This is a genomic window from Parabacteroides sp. AT13 (assembly GCF_002272965.1).
GTDB classification, from domain to species: Bacteria; Bacteroidota; Bacteroidia; order Bacteroidales; family Tannerellaceae; genus Parabacteroides; species Parabacteroides distasonis.
Genome location: NZ_NQMH01000001.1, coordinates 2,661,475 through 2,685,072, shown reverse-complemented (window position 1 = coordinate 2,685,072; position 23,598 = coordinate 2,661,475). Strand labels below are relative to the sequence as shown.

The following is a 23,598-nucleotide window of genomic DNA, read 5'->3' as shown; positions in this document are numbered from 1 at the left end:
CCTATCGTAAGCATCTAACAATGCCCATTCAAAGGAGCTTACGATGGGCATTATAAGAACCTTAGAATGGGCATTGAAAGAAATCATATATCCAAGTCGCCCACGATTCATGAATGAATATCGCTGACAGATAATTTGGATATGCTCTAAAACAAGGGTTCATCAAAAGTCATTTTCACGAGATACCACTCCCTTCCCTATAAGAGATATACTTCAAGTTCCACAGGAGATATACTTCATCGGTAAAGTAAGTACTACCTCTACGAAATTCCCATTTATAGATAATTTCATCCACGGATTTTATCGCATGAGCCGCTTTTTACGTACATTTGAAGCAAATCCACCTAAGCGACATGGAAAAATGGATAAACAAATCGAACTATCGCAAACAGAAATAGAGCTAGCGTTCGCTTCCTTTTGTATAGAAGGAACCGCACGCAAATTGGGGCAGCCTTACCAAGAGGTGTTCGCACGCATGAAACGGGTAGGAATGATAGAGAACTATATCCTACCCAATTATAATATATTGCATACTGAAAGCCGCGAACACGTAATCGACAATATAGATGTAACTTACTTCCGACTATTCAATATACCCGATTCATTATCTGAATTATACAACTTACGATCCACGGATTTGTATTTGCGACCGAAATCTAAGTGGTAAGAGAATCCAATCTCGAAGCCCGGATAAATATCACCAAAACGCTGATCGGTCACATAGGGAGCGATCGCTGAATGGTTCTTACTCCGGTAACGGGCGGATGAGGTAAATTGGGTAGAGAAAGAAGCGCTTAACTGAACCTTCCCGATTCTATAACCGATACCCAACCTATTAAAACGATCGGCCTCACGACTGGTCTCACCCGAAAAACTATAGCTTCTCTTATAAATCAACAGGTTAAAATTAAAGTTCTTCACATCGCTATTCAAAGAGATCACATAGAAGGGATCCGTGTATGTATGCGAATAGCTATTTCCATTCGATTGGAAATGGTTCAAGCCTCCGGAGATATTCATGCGCAGATAATCGCCGAAGGGTGAATAATTCAAATACAGTTCCGGCGTAAAACGATGGAAACTCCGTTGGTTATCGTAGGTACGGATAAAAAGTCCCCGGCTAACGTCATACAGGGTCTCTTCCATGACTATGCGGGGCTGGTATTGGTAAGAGAAAGTAAAGCCGGCCTTGACCTTTGCCGTATTCACATGAAATTCCACGGCGTTGTTATGATATAAGAAAGGGGATAGACCCGGATTACCTCTACGAACCTGTAAGGAATCAATCCATTGCTCCACGTTACTCAACTCAGACAAGGATGGGTTTACATTGCGCAGGGTATACCGATAACGAGCGGATAATACCTCATTGATAGTATAAGTAAGTGTTACCTGCGGGCGGAAATACCACCGATTATAAGAGCCCGAGTTTTCTTGCGATAGATAATTACGGGAGGCGCCCAAACCTACGTTATAAACCAACTTCTTCCAAGTTCCTACGTATTGCGCATACATATACGATTCAGATTCCGTCATATGGGTCGTATAATCACCGGAACCGGAATATACGTTGTCCGTATAAGCCTGCGTATGTTTCAAACCGGCGGAAATGCGACCGGTCTCTAGCTCTTTCTCGTAGATACCCTCTCCGATTACCGAATAGCGCTTTCCATCTACTTTCGTATAAATATCTGTCAAAGGAATACTTTCCAGTTCTTCCCGGTAGGTATGACGGCTATCGGTATTCGAATAAGTTCCCACGACATTGACAGCCAATGATTGTTTACGTGGTAATTTCCGGAAATAATACAAGTCGAGCGAGGGACGGGTATTCAAGGATTTATTATTATCGATAAGATCGGTCGTCATCTTGCTCTCGCTATTCCTTAAAAGGGCACTGCTATAGTTATGCGGATAGTCATAATAATAAAAATTCAGCTTAGCGTTCAAGAAATAATCATCATCCTTCGTGTAGTTATAATTCGCCGTCGTAGTCCAATACATCTCATAATCCCTCCCGGGGATTCCTTCCTGTGTTCGCTGGAAGGTACCATCTGGGGTATGAAAGATTTCCTTCCGGTCTTGCCATGCCTCTTTATACCGGTGTCCGTTCGCAAAGCTGGATAAAGAGAACTCCGAACGTCCTCGGTTATACTTACCATATATATAATCTGCCATCCAAAACGTGTTTAATTGATGGCTTAAATCCACGCCGAGATTTCCTCCGGAAGTCCGCTTGATCGTTATATAATCCAAGACGATATCGATTCCTTCCCCATATCGCAAGCCGGGGTTATCGTGATATTCCACCCGTTTGATATCCTCCGGCGAGAGGGCTGCGACTTCTAAGGAAGAAGCCAACACGCCATTTATACGCAACTGAACGTTTCCATTCGCCATAGAGATACTTTTCGTATTCGGATCTACCCATAGACGAGGTAAGGACATCCGCCTTGTCAAATCCAAGCCATCCATCGAGCGCTGCACTTGGTCTTTAGAGGGGAATATAAGTTGACGGTCTTTCTTCCTTATAATCGAAGAGGCTTGAATGGTAACCTCATCCAAATCGATCGTTTTCTCCTCTTGTGCGTTTACCAAAAAGGCAACGCAAATCAATCCCACAAATAATACTTGTCTTCTCATAAAATTCAAATTTGATTCGAGACAAATGTAAGGAGGGAAACAGCTAAAATCGATTTATACAGGCAAGAAACTAAAGTGCAAGGCATTATGCATATACACTGATTTACAAAGTATTAGCAAACGACTTAGAGAGAAAAGTTTATATTTGCCGTTTGAGCACTTATATTGCCGATGATATCCTCTTTCTCGTCCATACCCAGCTTATGGCGGATGTCCGTCTTGCGCTGATAGATCGTACGGACGCTTTGTTGGGTGACTACACTGATTTCCTTGGTAGAGAAGCCGGCGCATAGCAAGCAACAAAGCTGGATTTCTTTTTCCAGCAAACGCCCATCAGACAATCGGACCAGATGCGTATGGAAATTATCATAGACCGCATCGATAATCGGATACAGGTCATCCCATACCAAAAGCGTATCTACCGGGACATCCTCATTCGTGATACGAGTCATTTGCTGGAGCAATTCCTTATTTTGTTGCGTGGGAGTAGTCGCCATCAAGCGGATAACACCCAATTGCTGCAACAAGACCTTACGGAAAAAGGCACTATCGGGTTTCTCCTCCTCCGCTACGGATTGCTTGGACTCGTTCAAGAGCTGACGCAAGGCTTCCAAACGCTCCTCCATATCAATCAAACGGTTCCTTCGGTTACGGATATATAAGAAAACTCCACCAGCTACCAATATGGAAAGCAAAGAAACGATCACCAAGATAGAGAACGTATGCTGCCGGCTCATCTCCAAGCGAAGATTTTCTCGGCGTAAACGATTTTGATCGACCAATCGTTCCCGCTCAGCCTTCTCCGTTTGGGATTTCACGGTATACAAAGAATCGCAATATTGCCCTAATCGGGAAATATCCACCGGTTTATTTTCCTTTACGCCCAATATAAATTGATAGGCATAATTCAGCGCATGCGAGGCTATATCATCACTGTGACTAAGTTCCAAGCCTAACGTATTCTTCTCGATATACTTCCGGGCAGAATCCAATTCCCCTAGATTGATCCAAGGCATAACATAGGATCCCGGGGTCTCTCGCTCCGGATATCGTTCTTCCAACAAACGTAAATAGCTGATAGAAGCCTTGGGATTAAAATCATACAAGAAATCCGCATAATTACGGGCAAAATGATGGGCATACCATTCGATATTCTTAGCCAAGGCCGAGTCCGCGGCCAAACGAAGATAATAATCCGCCGAGTCCCTCATTCGCAAGCGGCTATAACTCAACCCGGCCATATAATAGGCCATCTCCTTAAATCCAGCTTTTGGCGAGGCTTCCCATTCCTTCGAGTCTGCGATCGTTTCCCGATACAACCCCTCACCAAAGCTCAAGGAAGTCAATCGGTCATAAAAACGTACAAGGTAGGTCGAATCCGAACGGGAATAAGCGGAATCTATCGCCTCTCGGTACAAAGCACGTCTTTGTTCCAACCCCTTCCGGGAATCACCCATATAAATAGCCTTTACGAAATAAGCGGAAAGTAAAGGCTCCGAGGCATGCTCCTTATAATAATCCACTGAGTAGTCGATGAGCGAGTCGTTCACTAAGCTGCGCCCCTGCAAGAGATGAAGCCAAGCGAGCCTCCGTCCATACTCTGCCTTATCGCTATCCGAAAGAGCGGAAAGCGTTATTTGTTCCTCCAGCAGCCAGGCAGCGCTATCTAAGTTATTCTCGTTTACCAACCGGTCCGCCTCCGCAAATTTTTCCCGGACGGATTTACCGCCACAGGAAAGCAACAGGCAGACACTGGCCAGAAATATGTAGACAAACCATTTCGTCATAGCGACAGAGATCCTAATTTCCGGCAAAGGTACATTATTTTCGGAAGCCCGGGCGATTCACCGATATTTTTATCCGTTTCGTCGATTCCTTTTCCCGCTCGGATAAGGAAGCCCTATCTTTGTAAGCAGACAAAGGGTTTATCTATGTTACAATTAAAAAGAAACGACTTATTGATCGGCTTCACGATATCCGTCTTGCTTAGTATTTTCGTGAACTTCGCCCTTCTGATGCGTAAATATGAGTTCGAGACCGGAAACCCGAGCATGGGTATCCAGCCTCCGGATCGCACCATGTATTATTTGCTAATCTGGTTCTTCGTGTTCTCCTTCATCTTATTTATTGTCAACAGCTTGATGTATAAGCTCGGGGACAAGCTTTTCCGCAGGAAAGAGTATAAAAGGGTATTGCTGGTTTGCGTAACTTGTATCAGCATCGCCTACGGCATGTTTCATCTATCGCCGGTTTTGTACACGGCCATTTTCGTAGAATGGCTTGGGGAAGATGGGCCCCAGCCAGCTACCCAGGATATCATGATCCGCATCGACCGGGGCAGGATGGCTACGCAAACCATCAGGTCTGCCGAACGCCGGGGCATACCGGTACCTCCCAAGCCTTTCACGGTCCCTAACTCTTTCATGACGGAGCATCTTTTCGTCTTCCTTACGGTTATGCTAAGTTCCGTACTAATCCGCCTGTTAAGCAGCAAGCAACAAATGAAACTGGAATATGAACAATTGAAGACCGAGAAGTTACAGAATTCCTATAACGCCTTGATGGGACAAATCAACCCACATTTCTTCTTCAACTCCTTAAATGGATTGAACGCCTTGATACAGAGCGGAGAAAAACAACAGACGTTGGCTTATCTGGATGAGCTATCCAACGTCTTCCGGTATATCTTGCAAAGCAACAAGAAAGAGCTGGTTACGCTAGCGGAAGAACTTCAATTCGTAAAGGCGTATACCTATCTGCTGAGCGTGCGCTACGAGGGAAAACTATTCTTCTCCATCCAAGCGGATACCCCTTACTTACTTTGGTATCTGCCGATATTGAGCGTACTCCCCTTGATCGAGAACGCCGTAAAGCACAACGTTATCAGCAAGCAATACCCGCTACAGATCGATATCTATACCACCCATGAGGACAAACTAATCATATCCAATAAAATACATCCTAAGTCGGAAGATAGCAAAGGTAGCGGTATCGGATTGAAGAACCTATGGGGGCGCTACCGGATGCTTACCGGAAAGGACATCCAGATCTCCAACCGCAAGGAATATTTCAAGGTCACGCTTCCTTTACTTAATAAACCCATTCACTCATGAAAGCAGTTATTATAGAAGATGAGACTACCGCCGTTAATAGCTTAAAGGCGATCCTAGCGCAAAATACGGTTACCCCGATCGAGGTGATCGCCGAGCTGGAGAGTATCGAAGAGAGCGTGGAGTTTTTCCGGACATCGCCTCATCCGGATATCATCTTCATGGATATCCATTTAGCGGATGGATCGGCGTTCAAGATATTCGAGCAGGTGGAGATAGATGCCCCGGTAGTCTTCACGACCGCTTACGATGAGTATGCGTTACAGGCTTTTCAAGTAAGCAGTATCGATTATTTACTGAAACCTGTCACGCTGGCCTCGCTGGAAAGGGCCTTGAATAAATTACGGCTGTTCGATACCGAGGAAAGGCTGGCGCATATCCGGCAAACGAACCGTACAATCCAGAGTCGCCACACGATCAAGAGCTTATTGATCATGCTGGCCGATAAATTCTATCCGTTACCAGTTGAGGAGATCCTTTATTTCTATACGGCCAACGAGAAAGTTACCGCCTATACCTTCGACGGAAAACAACATCCCGTAGACCGTACCCTCGACGCGTTGGGAGAGCAACTGGACGAGAGGCTTTTCTTCCGGGCCAACCGTCAATTCATCATTTCACGCAATGCCATCAAGGATATAGATCTTTGGTTCGGGAGCCGCCTGTCCGTCAACCTCACTTTACCTGTCCCCGAACGTATTATCATTAGCAAAACCAAGACCCCGGTCTTCAAGAAATGGATTCTGAGGGAAGAGGAATAATGTCTTTTCACCCCCTCCCGTAAGGCGATTCACCGACCCGATTATACCACTAATCGGCGCTTAACCTTTCTTTACCGAACTTTCCTGTTATTTTGCGGTACAACAAATAAAGATAAAAACACTATGCTGAAATGTATCACTTTCGACGGAGACACCTCGACCCTGAACACGCTCATGGGATATTTCGAGAAACTGGACAAGGCTTTGGCCGATGTCCACCAAGCGCTGAGCAAGGAGCAAACAGAACGCCCCATCTTCGTCCGGGAGGGCAGCAAGATCATCCGCCTCCGCCGGGAAGAGATCCTTTTCCTCGAGGGGTACGGCGATTATGTAAAGGTACACCGTATCAATGGCAAGCCCCTGCTCACGCAAGTCAGCTTGAAGCGGTTCGAGGAGTTTCTGGACAGGAATCGTTTTTGCCGGGTACATCGCTCTTACATCGTATCCCTCTCCCACATTAATTATATCGAGCGCAAGCGGATACGTATCGGCGAGGAACTGATCCCTATCAGCGACTCGTACCTGCCAGCCTTGATGAATAAACTGTCTCTTCAAGAGTAACTAAAGTTTCACTTGATAAAACTTCTCGCTTAATGTATAGGTCACCGTAAAGCCCATGATATCCCTTCGCAACGCATTCCCTTGCAATTGGAGACGATCGTAATAAAACGCCGTATTGATACGGCCATTCAAGACGGGTAACCCCAAGCCGACGCTTACCCGATACGCCCCGCCGGATTGCCCTTTCAACCGCAGGTAAGGCGTGGAAACGGAAACACCCGCTTTATAAGACATCCGTTTCCAATAACTGCTGGAGCTAAATCCATTCGGGAAATAGCATACGCCCAAGCGTAGCTCATGCGAATCCCGGAACTTTACCCGGCTATCGCCCGAGTTCAATACCCCGTATTGCCGGAACAGATAGTCCAACGCATACGTCCATTTCTTATGCGCCAATGAGCTACCGATACCTATATATTGAGGTAGATATTGTGTCACCCTTTTCTGGTTATAGGGGGTTTCCGTGCTGCTTCCCGTCACCGTCACCGTGTTTTTCAATGAGATCCGTTGCTTATAGCCGTAAATGGCGCCGACCGTTAGAAAGGTTTCCCGGGCGATCGGACGATGATATTGTAAACCGAAATCGGCGTAAAAAGAGCGGCCGGACATCTCCCTTGACACTGTCATCGCACTTTGTATCTCATTCTGCGTCATATTTCCAAAGATAAAATTAAGATTCATACCGACCGATAGATGCTTGGTCAATAAAAATCCCTGAGAAAGGAAAGCCTTGGAAAGCCCGCCTGTCCCCGAAAACGTACTGGTTACAAAGGTTCCGGGAGATCCTTCCAACTCTTGCGAGGACTTAAAATAATACCCAACGAAACTATAAGGAGTTACCCCGACGGACATATACCACCGTCGCATGATACGCCCTCCCAATGAGAAAGCGGAGAAATTCCCGGTGAATGCGCTGCTAGAGCTCCCGTCTGAGCGGTATCGTTCATTCTTCACGAAGGCAGATGCCTCAGCGAACAACTTACAACTATCCAACGCCGTCAATCCGGCTGGATTCTCTATATTCATCAGCATCCCTTCCCGCATGCCGACAGTGACACCCGCCATCGAGGTATTTTGACCATATAAACCGGAAGCCATCTCACCCAGTCCAAACATCGAGTAAGGCGAGGAAGTCATCGTATTCTGCGCGGATGCGCTTGCCGCCATCAAGAGGCAAGGGTAAAGAAGGTATCTAGTAACTTTCATAGACCTTATAAATGAGTTGTAGAGTGACCGGGTTACGTCCTCCCTGATCGTTAAACGTCAAGTTCTTGAACGTACCGGTGTAATCATCACTATTAAAAACCAACTGAAGATTATGCTTATACATGCCAAAGGCACCTAGCTCCTCTTGCATGAATTGAGTCACGTCGAAATAATAATAGGTGTTCTCGTTAAACGTATTGTCTTCCGATAGCGTACCTCGTTGAACCTCGGAACCGAGATAATCGGTCACGGCATCCGTCACTACATTATTCTCATCGGCGATATATAGGTAGAGGCTGTCCGGCAAGGTATTGTAATCCGAATAAGTGCCTTGCTCGGGATAAATCTTAAGTAAAGCGCTCTCAATCTCCACTTGCGTGCCTTGTTGCATCAGATTATTCAAATACGGGAATTCCAGACGGGTATACCAACCCAAGCCTCCGAATAATACGCCCCGGTTACCAAGCTCGGCCGAAGGTATCTCCACTCCTTTCATCGGATATCCTGCCATATCCGTTCCACTACGGTCATGGTCAATATGATTGAACTGGGTATCCGTATTCGGGAAGAACCATAATTCCTTCTCTGTGGAAAGCTCATCGGACAAATGATAATGCAGGACTAAAGCGGCGGAGGAATCGGCTACCGTGAAAGTCAGCAGAGACTCGCTTCCCGCCAAGTCCGGCACGATCGCCACCCCTTTGAAATAATCCTCAAAGCGCTCCTCGGACACCGCTTGATCCTGCGCATGAAAACGGGACAAGAGGTCTTGCCCTAGCGCATCGGGAAGACGGACTTCCAGTTTCTCCCCCCCCTTCGGCTTCGGTTTAAATGAGCAGACCGCCAAAGCCTCGGGAGCGTAAGAGACACTGCTATTATTATATAAATACCCGTTATCGTTTAAGACGATCTTCTCCGTTAGCTGATAAATCGAGAGGGTTTGTTGGAGGGTCGTGTCTCCTACAAAGCGACCGTCGAAAGCGAGAGACAGGACTAGCGAGTCCAGTACGACCGTCTCGTCCGGATCAGTCCCATAGCTAGGTCTTTCATAAGCGATAAAGCTATGCGACGAGACGACTCCCCATAATGAATGTTTGTACCGGCCTACCAAAGCGACGTTCTTACCAGATGTCTCCAACGAGTCGATCAATACCGAGGTCACTACGACCGTGCTGGTATCTATACGAACGTTACGGAAAGCGGAGTCCACCAGATCGCTGCCATACGTACCGTTCTCGTCATAACAGGAAAACAGTCCCAGACAGAGCATCAAGCCCCCCAAAGCAAAGAATGTTCTAACCATACTTCTTATTTAATAAGCGAATAATCTTTTATCAATCCGATGGCAAAGAACGTATTTAGTGCAAAACCCGGCAAGATAAACCCATGAACCCACCGGTTTCCTCTGTAAACGGCCCGATACTGAAGATGAAACCGATTTCAAAACCATTCGAGGCCCTAACCTATCAATCCGGCTTATTCACCGATAAAAACCGTATGTTTACCGATTTAATTTGTGGGTCTCGTAAAACCCTCGTTCTTTTGCTTCCGTAAAAACAAAATACGTAGTTAGAATGATACACAAAAGGATTCTTGTATTCTTGATCGCTTTTCTTCCTGTCATCATCAGCGCTTGCAGTGATGACGATGACGATGATTTGATCGGTAAGTGGTACCGTGTCTCTGACATGGACGGATTGGCGCGAAATTACGCCTCCTCTTTCACGATCGGTAACAAAGGATATCTGATTTGCGGAAACGACGGAAAAAATCGTTTATCGGATTGTTGGGAATATGATATGGAACGAGATACTTGGACGCAAAAGGCGGACTTTCCCGGAACCGCCCGCAATTCGGCCGTAGCTATGGCGGTAGATGAAAAGGGATATCTGGGAACCGGATACGACGGTACCAATTACTTGAACGACTTCTGGGAATTTAACCCGACCACCAATACGTGGGCACAGAAAGCGGATTTCCCCGGCTCGGGCCGATATGGAGCCGTGGCCTTCGGGGTAAACGGTAAAGCGTATATCGGATGCGGATACGACGGGAATTACCTAAAAGACTTTTATGCCTTTAATCCGGTGGCAAATAGCTGGACGCAAACGATCAGTATCGGCGGGACAAAGCGTCAGGGCGCTACCAGCTTCGTGATAAATGGAATCGCTTATGTATGTTGCGGACAAAATAACGGCGAATATGTAGACGATTTCTGGAAATTCGATCCCAGCACGGAATCATGGACCCAACTTAGGGATATATCGGATTCCTCGGACGAGGATTATGACGATGATTATACGATCACACGTACGAACGGGGTTGCTTTCGTGATTGATGGAGCCGCTTATCTGACTTGCGGTGAGAGCGGAAGCCTACGTAGCGACACTTGGAAATATTATCCGGCCACCGATCTATGGGAAAACGTAGCTAAATTCAAGGGAACTGCCCGTACGGCGACAGCATCTTTCTCCTCTGGCGAGAAAGGATTCGTAGTATCCGGCAAAAGTGGTACCACTCAATTTGATGATATTTGGGAATTTCACCCGAATGAATATGACGATGATGAATACTAAGAAAGGACGGGCTTGGTTCGTACCGGGCCTAGTGGTACTGCCGGTATTACTGTTTTATTTATCTTTTTTCCGGGGTGAAGAAATGGGGTCTTCTCCCGGGCGGCAACTGGAGTTGCAAACATTTCAATCGGGGGATGGCTGGGGGTACCAGATTAGGATGAACGGAAAGGTGTTGATTTACCAACCCACCATTCCCTCTATTGATACGGTAATTGCGTTCCCGGATAAGGAAAGCGCAGAAAACATAGGCACACTCGTATTAAATAAATTGGCCGGGAACAGGAACTTCTCGGTCTCTAGAGAAGAGATACAACATTCACTCTCTTATTTAGGGCAATAGATTTATAATCATTAAATGTTTGGAGCAGGCTGGCTATTGATTAGTAGGTTTGCTTCGTTTTTTCCACTAAAAAGAAAAAGGGAGTCCACCTTGATAGGTGAACTCCCCCATTTCTCAAGCAAATAATGAAAATTACTTCTTATAAGTCTTATAACCATAAACAGCCAAGGAACCCAATTCCTCCTCGATACGAAGCAACTGGTTGTATTTCGCCATACGATCGGAACGGCTTAAGGAGCCGGTCTTGATTTGTCCGCTGTTGGTAGCTACGGCGATATCGGCGATCGTAGCATCCTCTGTCTCACCGGAACGGTGGGAAGTCACGGATGTATAGCCATTACGGTGGGCCATCTCGATAGCGTCTAATGTCTCGCTCAATGTACCGATCTGGTTTACCTTGATCAAGATGGAGTTCGCGCAACCCTTCTCGATACCTTTCTTCAAGAACTCTACGTTTGTAACGAATAGGTCATCACCTACCAACTGGCATTTTCCGCCTAGCGTGGAGGTTAGCATTTGCCAACCGGCCCAGTCATTCTCGTCCATACCATCCTCGATAGAATCAATCGGGTATTTGTTCACCAACTCACTCAGATAAGCGACTTGTTGCTGGGCGTTACGCTTAGCGCCTTTCTCACCCTCGAATTCCGTATAATCATAAACACCATCGTGATAAAACTCGGAAGCAGCGCAATCCATGGCTATCGTCACATCCTTGCCCGGCTCATATCCAGCGGCTTTGATAGCGGCCATAATAGAATTCAAGGCATCTTCCGTACCATCCAATGCCGGAGCGAAACCGCCCTCATCACCTACAGCCGTGCTCAAGCCACGATCGTGCAATACTTTCTTCAACGCATGGAAAACCTCTGCGCCCATACGAAGCCCCTCACGGAAACTCTTCGCACCTACCGGACGAATCATGAATTCCTGAAAAGCGATCGGAGCGTCGGAGTGAGAACCTCCATTGATAATGTTCATCATAGGAACCGGCAACACGTAGGTATTTGTTCCACCGATATAACGATATAAAGGCAGATCCAGATAATTAGCCGCTGCCTTCGCTACGGCAAGCGATACACCTAACATAGCGTTAGCTCCTAGATTTGATTTTGTCTTTGTACCATCCAAATCCAGCAACTTATGGTCTATCTCTCTTTGATTCAAGGCGCTCATTCCTAAAATGGCGGGAGCGATTACCTTATTTACATTATCCACGGCACGGAGAACGCCTTTGCCACCGTAGCGATTCTTATCGCCATCGCGTAACTCGATAGCCTCGTTCTCACCGGTAGAGGCGCCAGAAGGTACAGCCGCACGACCGAATGCGCCGGAAGCCAAATGTACGTCTACTTCTACTGTCGGGTTACCACGTGAATCAAGTATCTCTCTACCTACTACTTTTACAATTTCCATATTACTATATTTGTTTTATTAGTTGTTCAATGATGTCTTACTTTTCTTTTTCACAAATATAACAATAGCCAAGCAAGGAATGTTTGCGGAAGCCTATCGAGTTTTTCAATCTTTTAATAGATGATTTTTACTATTTGCCTAAACCTTTCAAAAAAAGCTTTTGTTGTTTATGAAAGAATATACTCATACTAAGATGAAAAAGGTACTTACCACTATTGACTCTTCTAGATTTATTCCTGCTGTTTGGCAAAGGGGAGTTCATTTATGCGGATACCGCATCTGTCCCTCCGGAATATAAAGCTTGCCTGTGCTCTTCTTGTGAAGATCATATTGATGATAATCACCATACCGGATACTCTTTTGATCAAGAGGATGGAGAAGTCATCGCAAAAGGGCTTTCCACTGAACCGGATAATTTCTTACCGCAACGTCTGAATTTGTACAACGCTTTCGAGACGAAAGATTATGATAATGGCATACAACAAACCTCTGGATTTTTCAACACGCCTAATGGAAAGTTCATTTGGCAAGATTATTTATACCAAGACCGCTTATTAAATGCGACTCAGCAATATGAACCATCTTTAGAGAATCTCTCAAAAGCAGTGAAACTAGCCGAATACTATCGTTATCTGGGCTATTTCTATTACCTCAAAAAGATCTGGACAATTCAAAAATATACTGGAATAAGGTCTTAGAGATCGATCCTTCTAATAAGGTAGCGCAGGAGGCTCTTCAAAGCATACAATAAAAACAATTATAAACTTCATATTTCTTTACACTGCTATATTTGCACTATACCTCAACAAAAAAAGCGATCCGTGTGTACGAATCGCTTTTCTTATATGATTATAAAAAACTTGCTTATTCAGCTGCTTTTTCCTCGCTAGCTGCTTCAGCTGTAGGAGCTTCTGCAACCGATGCTGTTGCTTTTTTACGAGAACGTCTTGTTTTAGGAGCTTTCTTAGCGGCTGTATCCTTCAACATATTTTCGTTATAGTCTACTAACTCAATAAAGCACATAGCTGCGTTGTCACCTAAACGGTTACCAGTCTTGATAATTCTGGTATAACCACCCGGACGATCACCGATCTTCTGAGCAATTTCCTTGAACAACTCTGTTACAGCAAATTTGTCTTGCAAATTGCTAAATACCACACGTCTAGAGTGAGTTGTATCCTCCTTAGACTTCGTGATAAGTGGTTCTACATACTTACGTAGCGCTTTTGCCTTTGCTGTCGTAGTAAAGATTCTCTTATGCTTGATCAAAGAACAAGCCATATTCGAAAGCATTGCGTCACGGTGAGTATTTGTACGACCTAAATGATTGAATTTCTTATTATGTCTCATCGTTTACTTACTCTTTATCTAATTTATATTTTGTGATATCCATACCGAATGAAAGGTTCAAGCTCTCAAGCAGTTCATCAAGTTCAGTGAGCGACTTTTTACCGAAGTTACGGAATTTCAACAAATCATTCTTATTGAACTTAACCAACTCACCTAGTGTTTCAACATCTGCGGCCTTTAAGCAATTCAATGCACGAACGGAAAGGTCCATATCAGCCAGCTTGCTCTTAAGCAACTGACGCATATGAAGTACTTCTTCATCGAACTCTTCATTGCCTTCAGTATCCGCTGTCTCGATCGCAATCTTTTCATCTGAGAACAACATGAAATGATGAATCAGAATCTTCGCTGCTTCCTTCAACGCTTCCTTCGGATGAATAGAACCATCTGTGGCTATTTCAAGAACCAACTTCTCGTAGTCCGTCTTCTGTTCAACACGGAAGTTCTCGATTGAATATTTTACGTTACGTATCGGAGTGAAGATAGAGTCGATAGCGATCACATGTATATCTGCGTTCGGGTCTCTGTTCTCATCTGCGGGTACATAACCGCGACCTTTATTAATAGTCAATTCAATCTGGAAACTTGCGGTCGGATCCAAGCGGCAAATAACCAAATCAGGATTCAATATCTCGAATCCAGTCAGTTGCTTACCAATATCACCGGCTTTGAACACTTCCGAACCCGAAACAGTAATACTCACTTTTTCATTCTCGATGTCGTCTACGATATGCTTGAAACGAACTTGCTTCAGATTCAAGATAATGTTTGTCACATCCTCGATAACACCCGGGATTGTACCAAATTCATGGTCAACCCCGTCGATCTTAATGGATGTAATAGCAAAACCTTCAAGTGACGACAGGAGAATACGACGTAAAGCATTACCTATTGTAATACCATAGCCGGGTTCCAACGGACGAAATTCAAACTTTCCGAAGAAATTGTCCGCTTCCAACATTAATACTTTATCGGGTTTTTGAAATGCTAATATCGCCATGGAAATCAATTATTATTTAGAATACAATTCTACGATCAACTGCTCTTTAATGTTTTCAGGAATGTCAGCTCTTTCCGGCAGATGCAGTAATTTTCCGCTCATTGAGGACTGATCCCACTCAATCCAAGGATATTTGCTGTGATTGAAACCTGACAATGCGTCGGCAATAACCTCCATGGATTTAGATTTTTCTCTAACACCAATAACCTGACCGGGTTTTACAGAGTAAGAAGGAATGTTTACAACACTTCCGTCTACTGTAATGTGACGATGAGAAACCAACTGACGAGCTGCGGCTCTTGTCGGGGCTATACCCAAACGATAAACCACATTGTCAAGACGGCCTTCTAACAATTGAAGAAGCACCTCACCGGTAATACCTTTAGAGCGTGAAGCTTTTTCGAATAAGTTTCTAAATTGCTTCTCCAATACGCCATAAGTGTATTTTGCTTTTTGCTTCTCACGAAGCTGGATACCGTATTCAGAAGTCTTTCTTTTTCTGGAGTTACCATGTTGTCCAGGAGGATAGTTCTTCTTAGAAAGAACTTTATCCGCACCGAATATTGCCTCACCAAACTTACGGGCAATTCTTGTTCTTGGTCCAGTATATCTTGCCATTTTTTTATTTTTTTAAATGTTCTGTTTGAATCTGGAACCGTGCAGCCGCGATTACAGAGAGGATAAGGTCAATATGCAATCTATTCACAATTCCGGATTCAATGTTTAAGAAACTATAATTAATTATACTCTTCTCTTTTTCGGAGGACGACATCCGTTATGAGGAAGCGGTGTAACATCAACGATTTCTGTTACCTCGATACCTGCGCCATGGATCGTTCTGATAGCAGACTCACGACCGTTACCCGGACCCTTAACGAATACTTTCACCTTTCTTAAACCAAGATCATAAGCTACTTTAGCGCAATCCTGTGCTGCCATCTGAGCTGCATAAGGAGTATTCTTCTTAGAGCTTCTGAATCCCATCTTACCAGCGGAAGACCAGCTGATTACTTGTCCTTCGCTATTCGCTAAAGACACAATAATGTTGTTAAAAGAAGAATGAATATGAGCTTGACCGTAAGCGTCAACTTTTACGTTTCTCTTCTTTGCTGCGACTGTTTTCTTTGCCATATTAACTCTTATTATTTAGTAGCTTTTTTCTTATTTGCAACAGTTTTCTTCTTACCCTTACGAGTACGAGCGTTGTTCTTTGTGCTTTGGCCTCTCAAAGGCAGACCAACACGGTGACGAACACCTCTGTAGCAACCAATATCCATCAGACGCTTGATGTTCAACTGAACTTCTGAACGAAGGTCACCTTCAACCTTGTACTCAGCGCCAATGACTTCACGAACTTTTGCGGCTTGATCGTCTGTCCAATCCTTAACTTTGATATCACGATCAACCCCAGCCTTATCTAATACGGATTTTGCAGCGCTACGACCAATACCATAGATATAAGTCAAAGCGATTTCTCCTCTTTTATTTTGTGGCAAGTCTACACCAACTATTCTTATAGCCATATTACTTACTTAGATTATTTTGCAAAAATAATAAATTATCCTTGACGTTGTTTATACTTAGGATTTTTCTTGTTAATTACGTATAAGCGACCCTTTCTTCTTACTATCTTGCACTCAGGTGTACGCTTCTTTAAAGATGCTCTTACTTTCATATCGTGTTTAATTTTATTTGTATCTAAAAGCAATTCTACCTTTCGATAGATCATACGGAGACATTTCTACTCTTACCTTATCCCCCGGAAGGATCTTAATGTAATGCATACGCATCTTTCCTGAGATATGAGCGGTAATTTCATGTCCGTTCTCCAATTCTACACGAAACATCGCGTTTGACAATGCTTCTACAATTACTCCATCTTTCTCTATTGCTGATTGTTTAGCCATATAAATCCAATTAAATTGCGTTTTCTCCTAGAACTTCCTCTAAAAACTTAAATGAAGATAAGATCTGGGGACCATCCGGACGTATAGCGATACAATGCTCGAAATGAGCAGAAGGCTTTCTGTCCTTTGTGCGAACCGTCCATCCGTCTTTCTCAAATGCAACGTTCTTGCTTCCCATGTTGATCATCGGCTCGATGCAGATACACATTCCGTTACGCAATAACGGTCCGCATCCACGTCTGCCATAATTAGGCACTTCCGGTTCCTCATGCATTTTCCGACCTATACCATGTCCCACCAGCTCTCTTACGACAGAGTAACCTTGAGACTCGCAATAAGTCTGAATCGCATTACTGATATCACCCAAACGGTGACCTTCAACAGCACATTGGATACCTAAATAAAGTGAATCCTTCGTCGCTTTCAACAATTTCTTCACTTCCGGCGCAACCTCACCTACACAGAAAGTGTAAGCGGAGTCACCGACAAAACCATTCAATATCGTCCCACAATCCACAGAGATCACGTCACCCTCTTTCAAGATCATCTTAGAAGAAGGAATACCATGCACCACCTGATCATTCACTGAGGCACATATTGAATTAGGGAAACCACCATATCCCAAAAAAGCCGGAACAGCACCATTATCTCTAATGAACTCTTCCGCAATCTTATCAAGTTGAAGTGTGGAGACTCCGGGGACAATATGCTTAGCTACCTCGCCAAGTGTCTTACCTACCAGTTGATTAGCCTCACGCATCAACTCAATCTCTTCATCTGTCTTTAAATAGATCATTCTATTAATAAGCGGCAACAGAGCCTGTACGGCCTTTAATTCTTCCTGACTTCAACAAACCGTCATAATGACGCATTAGCAAATGACTTTCAACTTGCTGCAATGTATCCAACACCACACCAACCAAAATCAACAAAGATGTACCACCAAAGAATTGGGAGAACTCCATACTTACACCGGCAATTCTAGCGAAAGCGGGCATGATAGCAACCAACGCAAGGAAAAAAGCACCCGGCAAAGTAATACGGTCCATAATGGTATCCAGATAGTCTTTGGTATTCTTACCCGGTTTCACACCCGGAATAAAACCATTGTTTCTCTTCAAATCATCTGACATCTGGGTCGGATTGATCGTAATAGCCGTATAGAAATACGTAAACAGGATAATCAACACCGCAAACACGAAGTTGTACCAAAATCCCGTATTATCCATGAAAGCAGCCCAAAAACCGCTCTGCTCTCCCGTACTAGAGAAACCTACAATTGAGATAGGAATAAACATGATCGCCTGAGCGAAGATGATAGGCATTACGTTAGCGGCATTCACCTTCAGAGGGATATACTGACGCGCGCCACCATATTGTTTATTACCGATAATTCTTTTCGCATATTGCACGGGGACCTTACGAGTACCTTGTACCAATAAGATCGCACCAGCGATAACAAGCAAAAGGAACAACATCTCAAATAAGAACATAACCAGACCACCGGTTTTCTCACTTGTTCTAGAAACGAATTCTTGGAACAAAGAGTGCGGCAGACGGGCTATAATACCAACTAAAATGATAAATGAAATACCATTTCCAACACCTTTATCTGTAATTCTTTCACCTAGCCATAAGATAAACATACTTCCCGCAGCCAAGATGATCGTAGATGAGATCGTGAACCAAATACCACCCGGTAAAGCAGCGCCGGCAGCCTTAAGCTGAACGCTTAAATTCACCAAGTAAGTAGGACCTTGGAATAACAAGATCGCTATCGTCAAGTAACGAGTCCACTGATTGATTTTTCTACGGCCACTCTCACCCTCTCTCTGCAATTTTTGGAAAGAAGGAACTGCGATGGCTAACAACTGCATAACAATTGAAGCGGAGATATATGGCATGATTCCCAACGCAAAAATAGATGCGTTAGAAAAGGCTCCACCTGAGAACATATCCAACAGTGCAAGCAATCCGCCTCTTGTCTGCTCCTGTAAAGCGGTTAACGCTTTGGGATCGATACCCGGAAGCACTACATACGTACCAAAACGGTATATAGCCACCAATAAAAGAGTGGTGAGGATCCGATTTCTCAGATCCTCAATCTTCCAGATATTCTTGATTGTTTCAACAGCTCTCATGACTTAGAGTTTAACGACTGTTCCACCTGCGGCTTGGATAGCTGCCTCTGCGCTCTTAGAGAAAGCGTGAGCCTCAACCTCTAACTTAGCGGTCAAGCTACCGTTACCAAGAATTTTAACCACTTGAGAAGAAGAGATGAAACCAGCCTCCATCAATTCATTAATACCAATCTTAGTCAATTGCTTAGCCTCTGCCATTTGTTGCAAAGTATCGATATTAATAGCTTTATATTCTACACGGTTAATATTCTTGAAACCGAATTTAGGCAAACGTCTTTGAATAGGCATCTGACCACCTTCGAAACCAATCTTGTTCTTGTAGCCAGATCTAGACTTGGCACCTTTATGACCTCTTGTTGAAGTTCCGCCTAATCCTGAACCCGGACCACGTCCGATTCTTTTTCTGGTCTTGGTAGATCCTTCAGCCGGTTTTAAATTTGATAAATTCATATCGTATAATTTATTTTTTCAACCAATTATTACTTTTCTACAGAAACCAAATGTTTCACTTTCTCAACCATACCTAAGATCGCCGGATTAGCTTCATGCTCTACAATCTGGTTCATCTTTCTCAGCCCTAGTGCGTCAAGCGTTCTCTTTTGGTCTTTCGGGCATTTAATTCTACTTTTAACTTGCTTTACTTTAATAGTCGCCATAAACTTATCCCCCCCTAATTAACCTCTAAATACTTTTTCAACAGCAACACCTCTGTTCTGAGCAACATCGAACGGGCTTCTCAACTCACCTAGCGCAGCGATAGTAGCTTTCACCAAGTTATGAGGGTTGGAAGAACCTTTAGATTTTGCCAAAACGTCTGTAATACCTACGCTCTCCAATACGGCACGCATAGCACCACCAGCCTTAACACCGGTACCGTGAGATGCCGGTCTAATCAGCACTTGAGCACCACCGAATTTAGCTAATTGTTCGTGAGGGATCGTACCTTTGTGTACCGGAACCTTGATCAAGTTCTTCTTAGCAGCTTCTACACCTTTAGCGATAGCTGTCGTTACCTCACCAGCTTTACCTAATCCCCAGCCAACGATACCATCCTCGTTTCCTACTACAACGATAGCAGCAAAACTGAATGTACGTCCACCTTTTGTAACCTTAGTTACACGGTTGATTGCAACCAGTCTGTCCTTCAACTCTAAGTCGTTGGTCGATTTAACTCTATTATTTGCCATCTTCATTAAAATTTAAGGCCGCCGTTACGTGCAGCATCTGCTAATTCTTTAATTCTCCCGTGATACAGGTAACCATTACGGTCGAAAACCACTGTCTGAACGCCAGCTTCCTGAGCGCCTTTAGCGATTAATTCACCAACCTTAGCAGCGATCTCCTTTTTCGGAGCCTTAACATCTAATTTCAAAGATGAAGCAGCGGCTAAAGTCTTGCCTGTAGTATCATCTATCACCTGTGCGTAGATTTGCTTGTTGCTTCTAAACACAGTCAGGCGCGGACGCTCAGTAGTTCCTGAGATTTTGCCGCGTACGCCTGCTTTTATTTTTAATCTTCTTTCTAGCTTCGTTGTCATGATAATTTCAGTTTACGTAGATTACTTACCTGCTGACTTACCAGACTTTCTGCGAATCTCTTCACCCACGAACTTAATACCCTTACCTTTATACGGTTCAGGCATTCTGAATGAACGGATCTTCGCACAAATCTGACCTAATAATTGTTTGTCAGCCGATTCAAGGATAATAAGAGGGTTCTTATTTCTCTCAGACTTCGTCTCAACTTTCACTTCCTTCGGCAACTGCAAATAGATATTGTGAGTATAACCTAAAGAAAGATCCAATAACTGACCTGTATTTGAAACACGGTAACCAACACCTACTAACTCAAGCTCCTTCTTATATCCCTCTGAGCAGCCAACAACCATGTTGTTGATCAAAGAACGATACAAACCGTGTAACGCACGATGATTCTTATCATCAGTAGGTCTTGTTAAATGGATAACTCCGTCTTCCAAAGTAACGTTAATATCAGGATTCACTTCCTGTACAAGTTCACCTTTAGGGCCTTTAACTGTTACTACATTATCCTTAATTGTAACTGTAACACCAGCCGGTACATGAATTGGTAATTTTCCTATTCTTGACATTCTTCTTCCCTCCTAATTAATAAACGTAACATAATACCTCGCCACCGATCTTCAGATCGCGGGCCTCTTTGTCAGTCATCACACCTTTAGAAGTAGAAAGAACAGCAATACCTAAACCATTCAATACTCTCGGCATTTCTTTGTAACCAGTGTACTTACGCAAACCGGGCGTAGAAACTCTCTCAAGTTTCTTAATCGCATTAACTTTGTTTACTAGGTCATACTTCAAGGCGATCTTGATCGTACCTTGAGGACCATCCTCTACAAACTTAAAATTAAGAATGTAGCCCTTGTCGAAAAGGATCTTAGTGATCTCTTTCTTTAAATTTGACGCCGGCACCTCAACAACTCTGTGCTTCGCTTTGATTGCGTTACGCAATCTTGTCAAATAATCTGCAATAGGATCTGTCATATAAATAATTAATTAAATTGATCCGGCCACCCGGACAATATTTAAACTAAAAAAACTCTTACCAACTTGCTTTCTTTACACCCGGGATTAAACCATTAGATGCCATTTCACGCAATTGGATACGAGAAATACCGAACTGGCGTACATACCCTTTCGGACGTCCTGTAATCTTGCAACGGTTGTGCAAACGTACAGGAGAAGCATTTTTAGGTAAAGCCTGCAAAGCCTCATAGTTACCTTCTGCCTTAAGCTGAGCTCTTTTAGCGGCATACTTAGCAACAAGCTTTGCTCTTTTAACCTCACGGGCCTTCATTGATTCCTTAGCCATAACTACTTAGTCTTTTTTTCCGTTTTTAAAAGGCAATCCAAATTCTCTCAAAAGAGCATAACCTTCTTCGTCTGTTTTCGCAGAGGTCACAAAGGTAATATTCATTCCCAATATTTTGGTAATATTATCGATATTTATTTCAGGAAAAATGATTTGTTCCTGAATACCGAGTGTATAATTGCCTCTTCCGTCTAACTTACTCTCAATTCCCTTGAAGTCGCGGATACGAGGAAGAGCGACACGAACAAGTCTCTCCAAGAACTCGTACATCTGCTCACGACGTAATGTCACCATCACACCGATCGGCATCTTCTTACGCAACTTAAAGTTAGAGATATCCTTTTTAGATACGGTAGCGACAGCTTTTTGACCGGTGATCGTAGACAACTCGCTGATAGCGATATCGATGATCTTCTTGTCAGCCGTAGCCATACCTAATCCCTGATTAATCACGATTTTCTTCAAAACAGGTACCTGCATCACGGATTTGTAACCGAACTCCTTCGTTAAGGCAGGAACAATTCTGTCTTGGTATTCTTTCTTAAGACTGGCAGTATTGCTCATTACTTAATTTCCTCCCCTGATTTTTTAGAATAACGCACTAAAGCACCCTTCTCATTCAACTTACGGCCGATACGTGTAGCTTTACCAGATTTCGGGTCAACCACGTTAAGGTTAGAAAGATGAATAGGAGCTTCCTTCTTTTCGATTCCTCCTTGAGGATTCTTCGCATTAGGCTTGGTATGCTTTGATACCACATTAATACCTTCGACAATCGCACGATTATCTTTTACAAGTACCTGTAAAACACGACCTGTCTTACCTTTGTCCTCGCCGGCATTAACAAATACTATATCGCCTTTTTTGATATGTAATTTACTCATTACTTTAAATTTTACGAGATTAAAGCACTTCAGGTGCAAGTGATACAATTTTCATGTTTGTTGCACGAAGCTCTCTGGCAACCGGACCGAAGATACGGCTACCACGGATATCGCCACCGGCATTCAATAATACGCAAGCGTTATCATCGAAACGGATATAAGAACCATCCGGACGGCGGATCTCTTTCTTAGTACGAACGATGATAGCCTTAGAAACAGCACCCTTCTTAACGTCGCTAGCTGGGATTACGCTTTTGATTGCTACTACGATCACATCACCTACAGTGGCATAACGCTTTCTCGTTCCGCCCAAAACACGGATACACAAAGCTTCCTTAGCTCCACTGTTATCTGCTACTACTAGTCTTGATTCTTGTTGTATCATCTTACTTAGCCCTTTCGATTATTTGAACTAATCTCCATCTTTTAGTCTTGCTCAAAGGACGAGTCTCCATAATCTTTACGGTATCGCCAATGTTGCATTCGTTATTTTCGTCGTGAGCATGATATTTCTTCGTCTTATTAACGAACTTTCCATAAATGGGGTGTTTTTCCTTCCATTTAATGGCAACCGTGATGCTTTTATCCATCTTGTTGCTCGTTACCACGCCCGTTCTTTCTTTTCTTAAATTTCTAGTTTCCATCAGGCTCAATTATTTGTTGTTAAGTTCTCTCTGGCGCAATTCTGTTTTCATGCGCGCAATCAATCTGCGTTGCTGTTTAATCTGAGAAGGATTATCCATAGGCGAGATGCTATGGTTAATCTTCTTCTGATCATAGGCCGCAACCTCTGCATCTACTCTCTCTAGCAACTCTTTCGTGCTTAGTTCTCTAATTTCTGCAATCTTCATAA

33 protein-coding genes are annotated in these 23,598 nt (G+C 43.7%); 7 read left to right on the top strand and 26 right to left on the bottom strand.

The window, feature by feature from the left end:
• Window positions 1–307: 307 nt before the first annotated feature.
• A complete protein-coding gene (locus tag CI959_RS11210; RefSeq protein WP_008779946.1) occupies window positions 308–667 on the top strand; it encodes a DUF3791 domain-containing protein in 360 nt (119 codons plus the stop codon).
• On the opposite strand, the gene CI959_RS11205 is transcribed toward CI959_RS11210, so the two are convergent.
• On the bottom strand, window positions 574–2,643 hold the full coding sequence (locus CI959_RS11205) for an outer membrane beta-barrel protein (protein WP_057317378.1): 2,070 nt from the start codon (window positions 2,641–2,643) through the stop codon (window positions 574–576). The two genes, CI959_RS11210 and CI959_RS11205, sit on opposite strands and share 94 nt — an antisense overlap.
• Window positions 2,644–2,768: 125 nt before the next feature.
• Window positions 2,769–4,457: a LuxR family transcriptional regulator gene (locus CI959_RS11200; RefSeq protein ID WP_253282339.1), complete on the bottom strand. Its 1,689-nt coding sequence runs from the start codon at window positions 4,455–4,457 to the stop codon at window positions 2,769–2,771.
• Window positions 4,458–4,574: 117 nt separating this feature from the next.
• Between CI959_RS11200 and CI959_RS11195 the strand changes: the two genes are divergently transcribed.
• The 3 genes from CI959_RS11195 to CI959_RS11185 all read left to right on the top strand — a co-directional run bounded on the left by CI959_RS11195 (window position 4,575) and on the right by CI959_RS11185 (window position 7,075).
• Window positions 4,575–5,756: a sensor histidine kinase gene (locus tag CI959_RS11195; RefSeq protein ID WP_005867144.1), complete on the top strand. Its 1,182-nt coding sequence runs from the start codon at window positions 4,575–4,577 to the stop codon at window positions 5,754–5,756.
• Window positions 5,753–6,514, top strand: a complete 762-nt coding sequence (locus CI959_RS11190; protein ID WP_036618389.1) for a LytTR family DNA-binding domain-containing protein — start codon at window positions 5,753–5,755, stop codon at window positions 6,512–6,514. Before CI959_RS11195 ends, CI959_RS11190 begins: the two co-directional genes overlap by 4 nt.
• 123 nt (window positions 6,515–6,637) lie before the next feature.
• Window positions 6,638–7,075, top strand: a complete 438-nt coding sequence (locus tag CI959_RS11185; RefSeq protein ID WP_008773747.1) for a LytTR family DNA-binding domain-containing protein — start codon at window positions 6,638–6,640, stop codon at window positions 7,073–7,075.
• Here the strand turns inward: CI959_RS11185 and CI959_RS11180 are convergent, their stop codons facing one another.
• Both CI959_RS11180 and CI959_RS11175 read right to left on the bottom strand, forming a co-directional pair.
• Window positions 7,076–8,281 carry a hypothetical protein gene (locus tag CI959_RS11180; RefSeq protein ID WP_057317376.1) on the bottom strand — a complete coding sequence of 402 codons (1,206 nt, stop codon included), beginning with the start codon at window positions 8,279–8,281 and terminating at the stop codon, window positions 7,076–7,078.
• On the bottom strand, window positions 8,268–9,584 hold the full coding sequence (locus tag CI959_RS11175; RefSeq protein WP_009017973.1) for a DUF4270 family protein: 1,317 nt from the start codon (window positions 9,582–9,584) through the stop codon (window positions 8,268–8,270). The genes CI959_RS11180 and CI959_RS11175 overlap by 14 nt, the downstream gene beginning before the upstream one ends.
• 271 nt (window positions 9,585–9,855) lie before the next feature.
• Here CI959_RS11175 and CI959_RS11170 point away from each other — a divergent pair, with 271 nt between their 5' ends.
• Entirely contained in the window at window positions 9,856–10,857 is a 1,002-nt protein-coding gene (locus tag CI959_RS11170) for a kelch repeat-containing protein (RefSeq protein ID WP_005854023.1), read from the top strand.
• A complete protein-coding gene (locus CI959_RS11165) occupies window positions 10,844–11,197 on the top strand; it encodes a DUF4907 domain-containing protein (RefSeq protein WP_008779938.1) in 354 nt (117 codons plus the stop codon). Before CI959_RS11170 ends, CI959_RS11165 begins: the two co-directional genes overlap by 14 nt.
• A 132-nt stretch (window positions 11,198–11,329) precedes the next feature.
• Here CI959_RS11165 and eno read toward each other — a convergent pair whose 3' ends face one another.
• A complete protein-coding gene (gene eno, locus CI959_RS11160) occupies window positions 11,330–12,613 on the bottom strand; it encodes a phosphopyruvate hydratase (protein WP_009275567.1) in 1,284 nt (427 codons plus the stop codon).
• A 215-nt stretch (window positions 12,614–12,828) separates the two neighbouring features.
• On the opposite strand from eno, the gene CI959_RS11155 reads away from it, so the two are divergent.
• Window positions 12,829–13,311, top strand: coding sequence for a hypothetical protein (locus CI959_RS11155; protein WP_005854018.1), 483 nt, complete (start codon window positions 12,829–12,831; stop codon window positions 13,309–13,311).
• A gap of 166 nt (window positions 13,312–13,477) precedes the next feature.
• On the opposite strand, the gene rplQ is transcribed toward CI959_RS11155, so the two are convergent.
• From rplQ to rpmC, 21 genes are all read right to left on the bottom strand, one after another.
• The gene (gene rplQ, locus CI959_RS11150; protein ID WP_005854016.1) at window positions 13,478–13,963 is read right to left on the bottom strand and encodes a 50S ribosomal protein L17; all 486 of its coding nucleotides are present in this window, start codon (window positions 13,961–13,963) and stop codon (window positions 13,478–13,480) included.
• Between the two features lie 7 nt (window positions 13,964–13,970).
• Complete coding sequence (locus CI959_RS11145; protein WP_005854014.1) at window positions 13,971–14,963, bottom strand: DNA-directed RNA polymerase subunit alpha; 993 nt, start codon at window positions 14,961–14,963, stop codon at window positions 13,971–13,973.
• A 12-nt stretch (window positions 14,964–14,975) separates the two neighbouring features.
• Window positions 14,976–15,581, bottom strand: a complete 606-nt coding sequence (gene rpsD / locus CI959_RS11140; RefSeq protein WP_005854012.1) for a 30S ribosomal protein S4 — start codon at window positions 15,579–15,581, stop codon at window positions 14,976–14,978.
• 123 nt (window positions 15,582–15,704) lie between these two features.
• Window positions 15,705–16,094 carry a 30S ribosomal protein S11 gene (gene rpsK / locus CI959_RS11135; protein WP_005634781.1) on the bottom strand — a complete coding sequence of 130 codons (390 nt, stop codon included), beginning with the start codon at window positions 16,092–16,094 and terminating at the stop codon, window positions 15,705–15,707.
• 11 nt (window positions 16,095–16,105) lie between these two features.
• On the bottom strand, window positions 16,106–16,486 hold the full coding sequence (rpsM, locus tag CI959_RS11130) for a 30S ribosomal protein S13 (protein ID WP_008779937.1): 381 nt from the start codon (window positions 16,484–16,486) through the stop codon (window positions 16,106–16,108).
• 35 nt (window positions 16,487–16,521) lie between these two features.
• Window positions 16,522–16,638, bottom strand: a complete 117-nt coding sequence (gene ykgO / locus CI959_RS11125) for a type B 50S ribosomal protein L36 (protein WP_005645768.1) — start codon at window positions 16,636–16,638, stop codon at window positions 16,522–16,524.
• A gap of 13 nt (window positions 16,639–16,651) precedes the next feature.
• Window positions 16,652–16,870 (bottom strand): translation initiation factor IF-1, encoded by a 219-nt coding sequence (gene infA, locus CI959_RS11120; protein WP_005854007.1) that lies wholly within the window; start codon window positions 16,868–16,870, stop codon window positions 16,652–16,654.
• Window positions 16,871–16,880: 10 nt separating this feature from the next.
• On the bottom strand, window positions 16,881–17,666 hold the full coding sequence (gene map / locus CI959_RS11115) for a type I methionyl aminopeptidase (protein ID WP_005867121.1): 786 nt from the start codon (window positions 17,664–17,666) through the stop codon (window positions 16,881–16,883).
• 4 nt (window positions 17,667–17,670) lie between these two features.
• Window positions 17,671–19,011 (bottom strand): preprotein translocase subunit SecY, encoded by a 1,341-nt coding sequence (gene secY, locus CI959_RS11110; protein ID WP_005854004.1) that lies wholly within the window; start codon window positions 19,009–19,011, stop codon window positions 17,671–17,673.
• Window positions 19,012–19,014: 3 nt separating this feature from the next.
• Window positions 19,015–19,461 (bottom strand): 50S ribosomal protein L15, encoded by a 447-nt coding sequence (rplO, locus tag CI959_RS11105; protein ID WP_005853999.1) that lies wholly within the window; start codon window positions 19,459–19,461, stop codon window positions 19,015–19,017.
• A 29-nt stretch (window positions 19,462–19,490) separates the two neighbouring features.
• The gene (gene rpmD, locus CI959_RS11100; RefSeq protein ID WP_005853996.1) at window positions 19,491–19,667 is read right to left on the bottom strand and encodes a 50S ribosomal protein L30; all 177 of its coding nucleotides are present in this window, start codon (window positions 19,665–19,667) and stop codon (window positions 19,491–19,493) included.
• An 18-nt stretch (window positions 19,668–19,685) separates the two neighbouring features.
• On the bottom strand, window positions 19,686–20,204 hold the full coding sequence (gene rpsE, locus CI959_RS11095) for a 30S ribosomal protein S5 (protein WP_008773758.1): 519 nt from the start codon (window positions 20,202–20,204) through the stop codon (window positions 19,686–19,688).
• On the bottom strand, window positions 20,204–20,548 hold the full coding sequence (rplR, locus tag CI959_RS11090; protein ID WP_005853992.1) for a 50S ribosomal protein L18: 345 nt from the start codon (window positions 20,546–20,548) through the stop codon (window positions 20,204–20,206). Before rplR ends, rpsE begins: the two co-directional genes overlap by 1 nt.
• Window positions 20,549–20,569: 21 nt before the next feature.
• The gene (gene rplF, locus CI959_RS11085) at window positions 20,570–21,121 is read right to left on the bottom strand and encodes a 50S ribosomal protein L6 (protein WP_005853990.1); all 552 of its coding nucleotides are present in this window, start codon (window positions 21,119–21,121) and stop codon (window positions 20,570–20,572) included.
• A gap of 16 nt (window positions 21,122–21,137) precedes the next feature.
• Window positions 21,138–21,533 (bottom strand): 30S ribosomal protein S8, encoded by a 396-nt coding sequence (rpsH, locus tag CI959_RS11080; protein ID WP_005634758.1) that lies wholly within the window; start codon window positions 21,531–21,533, stop codon window positions 21,138–21,140.
• Window positions 21,534–21,591: 58 nt separating this feature from the next.
• The gene (rpsN, locus tag CI959_RS11075) at window positions 21,592–21,861 is read right to left on the bottom strand and encodes a 30S ribosomal protein S14 (protein ID WP_005853988.1); all 270 of its coding nucleotides are present in this window, start codon (window positions 21,859–21,861) and stop codon (window positions 21,592–21,594) included.
• 6 nt (window positions 21,862–21,867) lie between these two features.
• A complete protein-coding gene (rplE, locus tag CI959_RS11070) occupies window positions 21,868–22,425 on the bottom strand; it encodes a 50S ribosomal protein L5 (protein WP_005853986.1) in 558 nt (185 codons plus the stop codon).
• Window positions 22,425–22,745: a 50S ribosomal protein L24 gene (gene rplX, locus CI959_RS11065; RefSeq protein ID WP_005853984.1), complete on the bottom strand. Its 321-nt coding sequence runs from the start codon at window positions 22,743–22,745 to the stop codon at window positions 22,425–22,427. The genes rplE and rplX overlap by 1 nt, the downstream gene beginning before the upstream one ends.
• Window positions 22,746–22,764: 19 nt before the next feature.
• On the bottom strand, window positions 22,765–23,130 hold the full coding sequence (gene rplN, locus CI959_RS11060; RefSeq protein WP_005853982.1) for a 50S ribosomal protein L14: 366 nt from the start codon (window positions 23,128–23,130) through the stop codon (window positions 22,765–22,767).
• 1 nt (window position 23,131) lies between these two features.
• Window positions 23,132–23,389 carry a 30S ribosomal protein S17 gene (gene rpsQ / locus CI959_RS11055; RefSeq protein WP_005853980.1) on the bottom strand — a complete coding sequence of 86 codons (258 nt, stop codon included), beginning with the start codon at window positions 23,387–23,389 and terminating at the stop codon, window positions 23,132–23,134.
• 9 nt (window positions 23,390–23,398) lie between these two features.
• Window positions 23,399–23,596, bottom strand: coding sequence for a 50S ribosomal protein L29 (rpmC, locus tag CI959_RS11050; RefSeq protein WP_005853979.1), 198 nt, complete (start codon window positions 23,594–23,596; stop codon window positions 23,399–23,401).
• Window positions 23,597–23,598 lie beyond the last annotated feature (2 nt).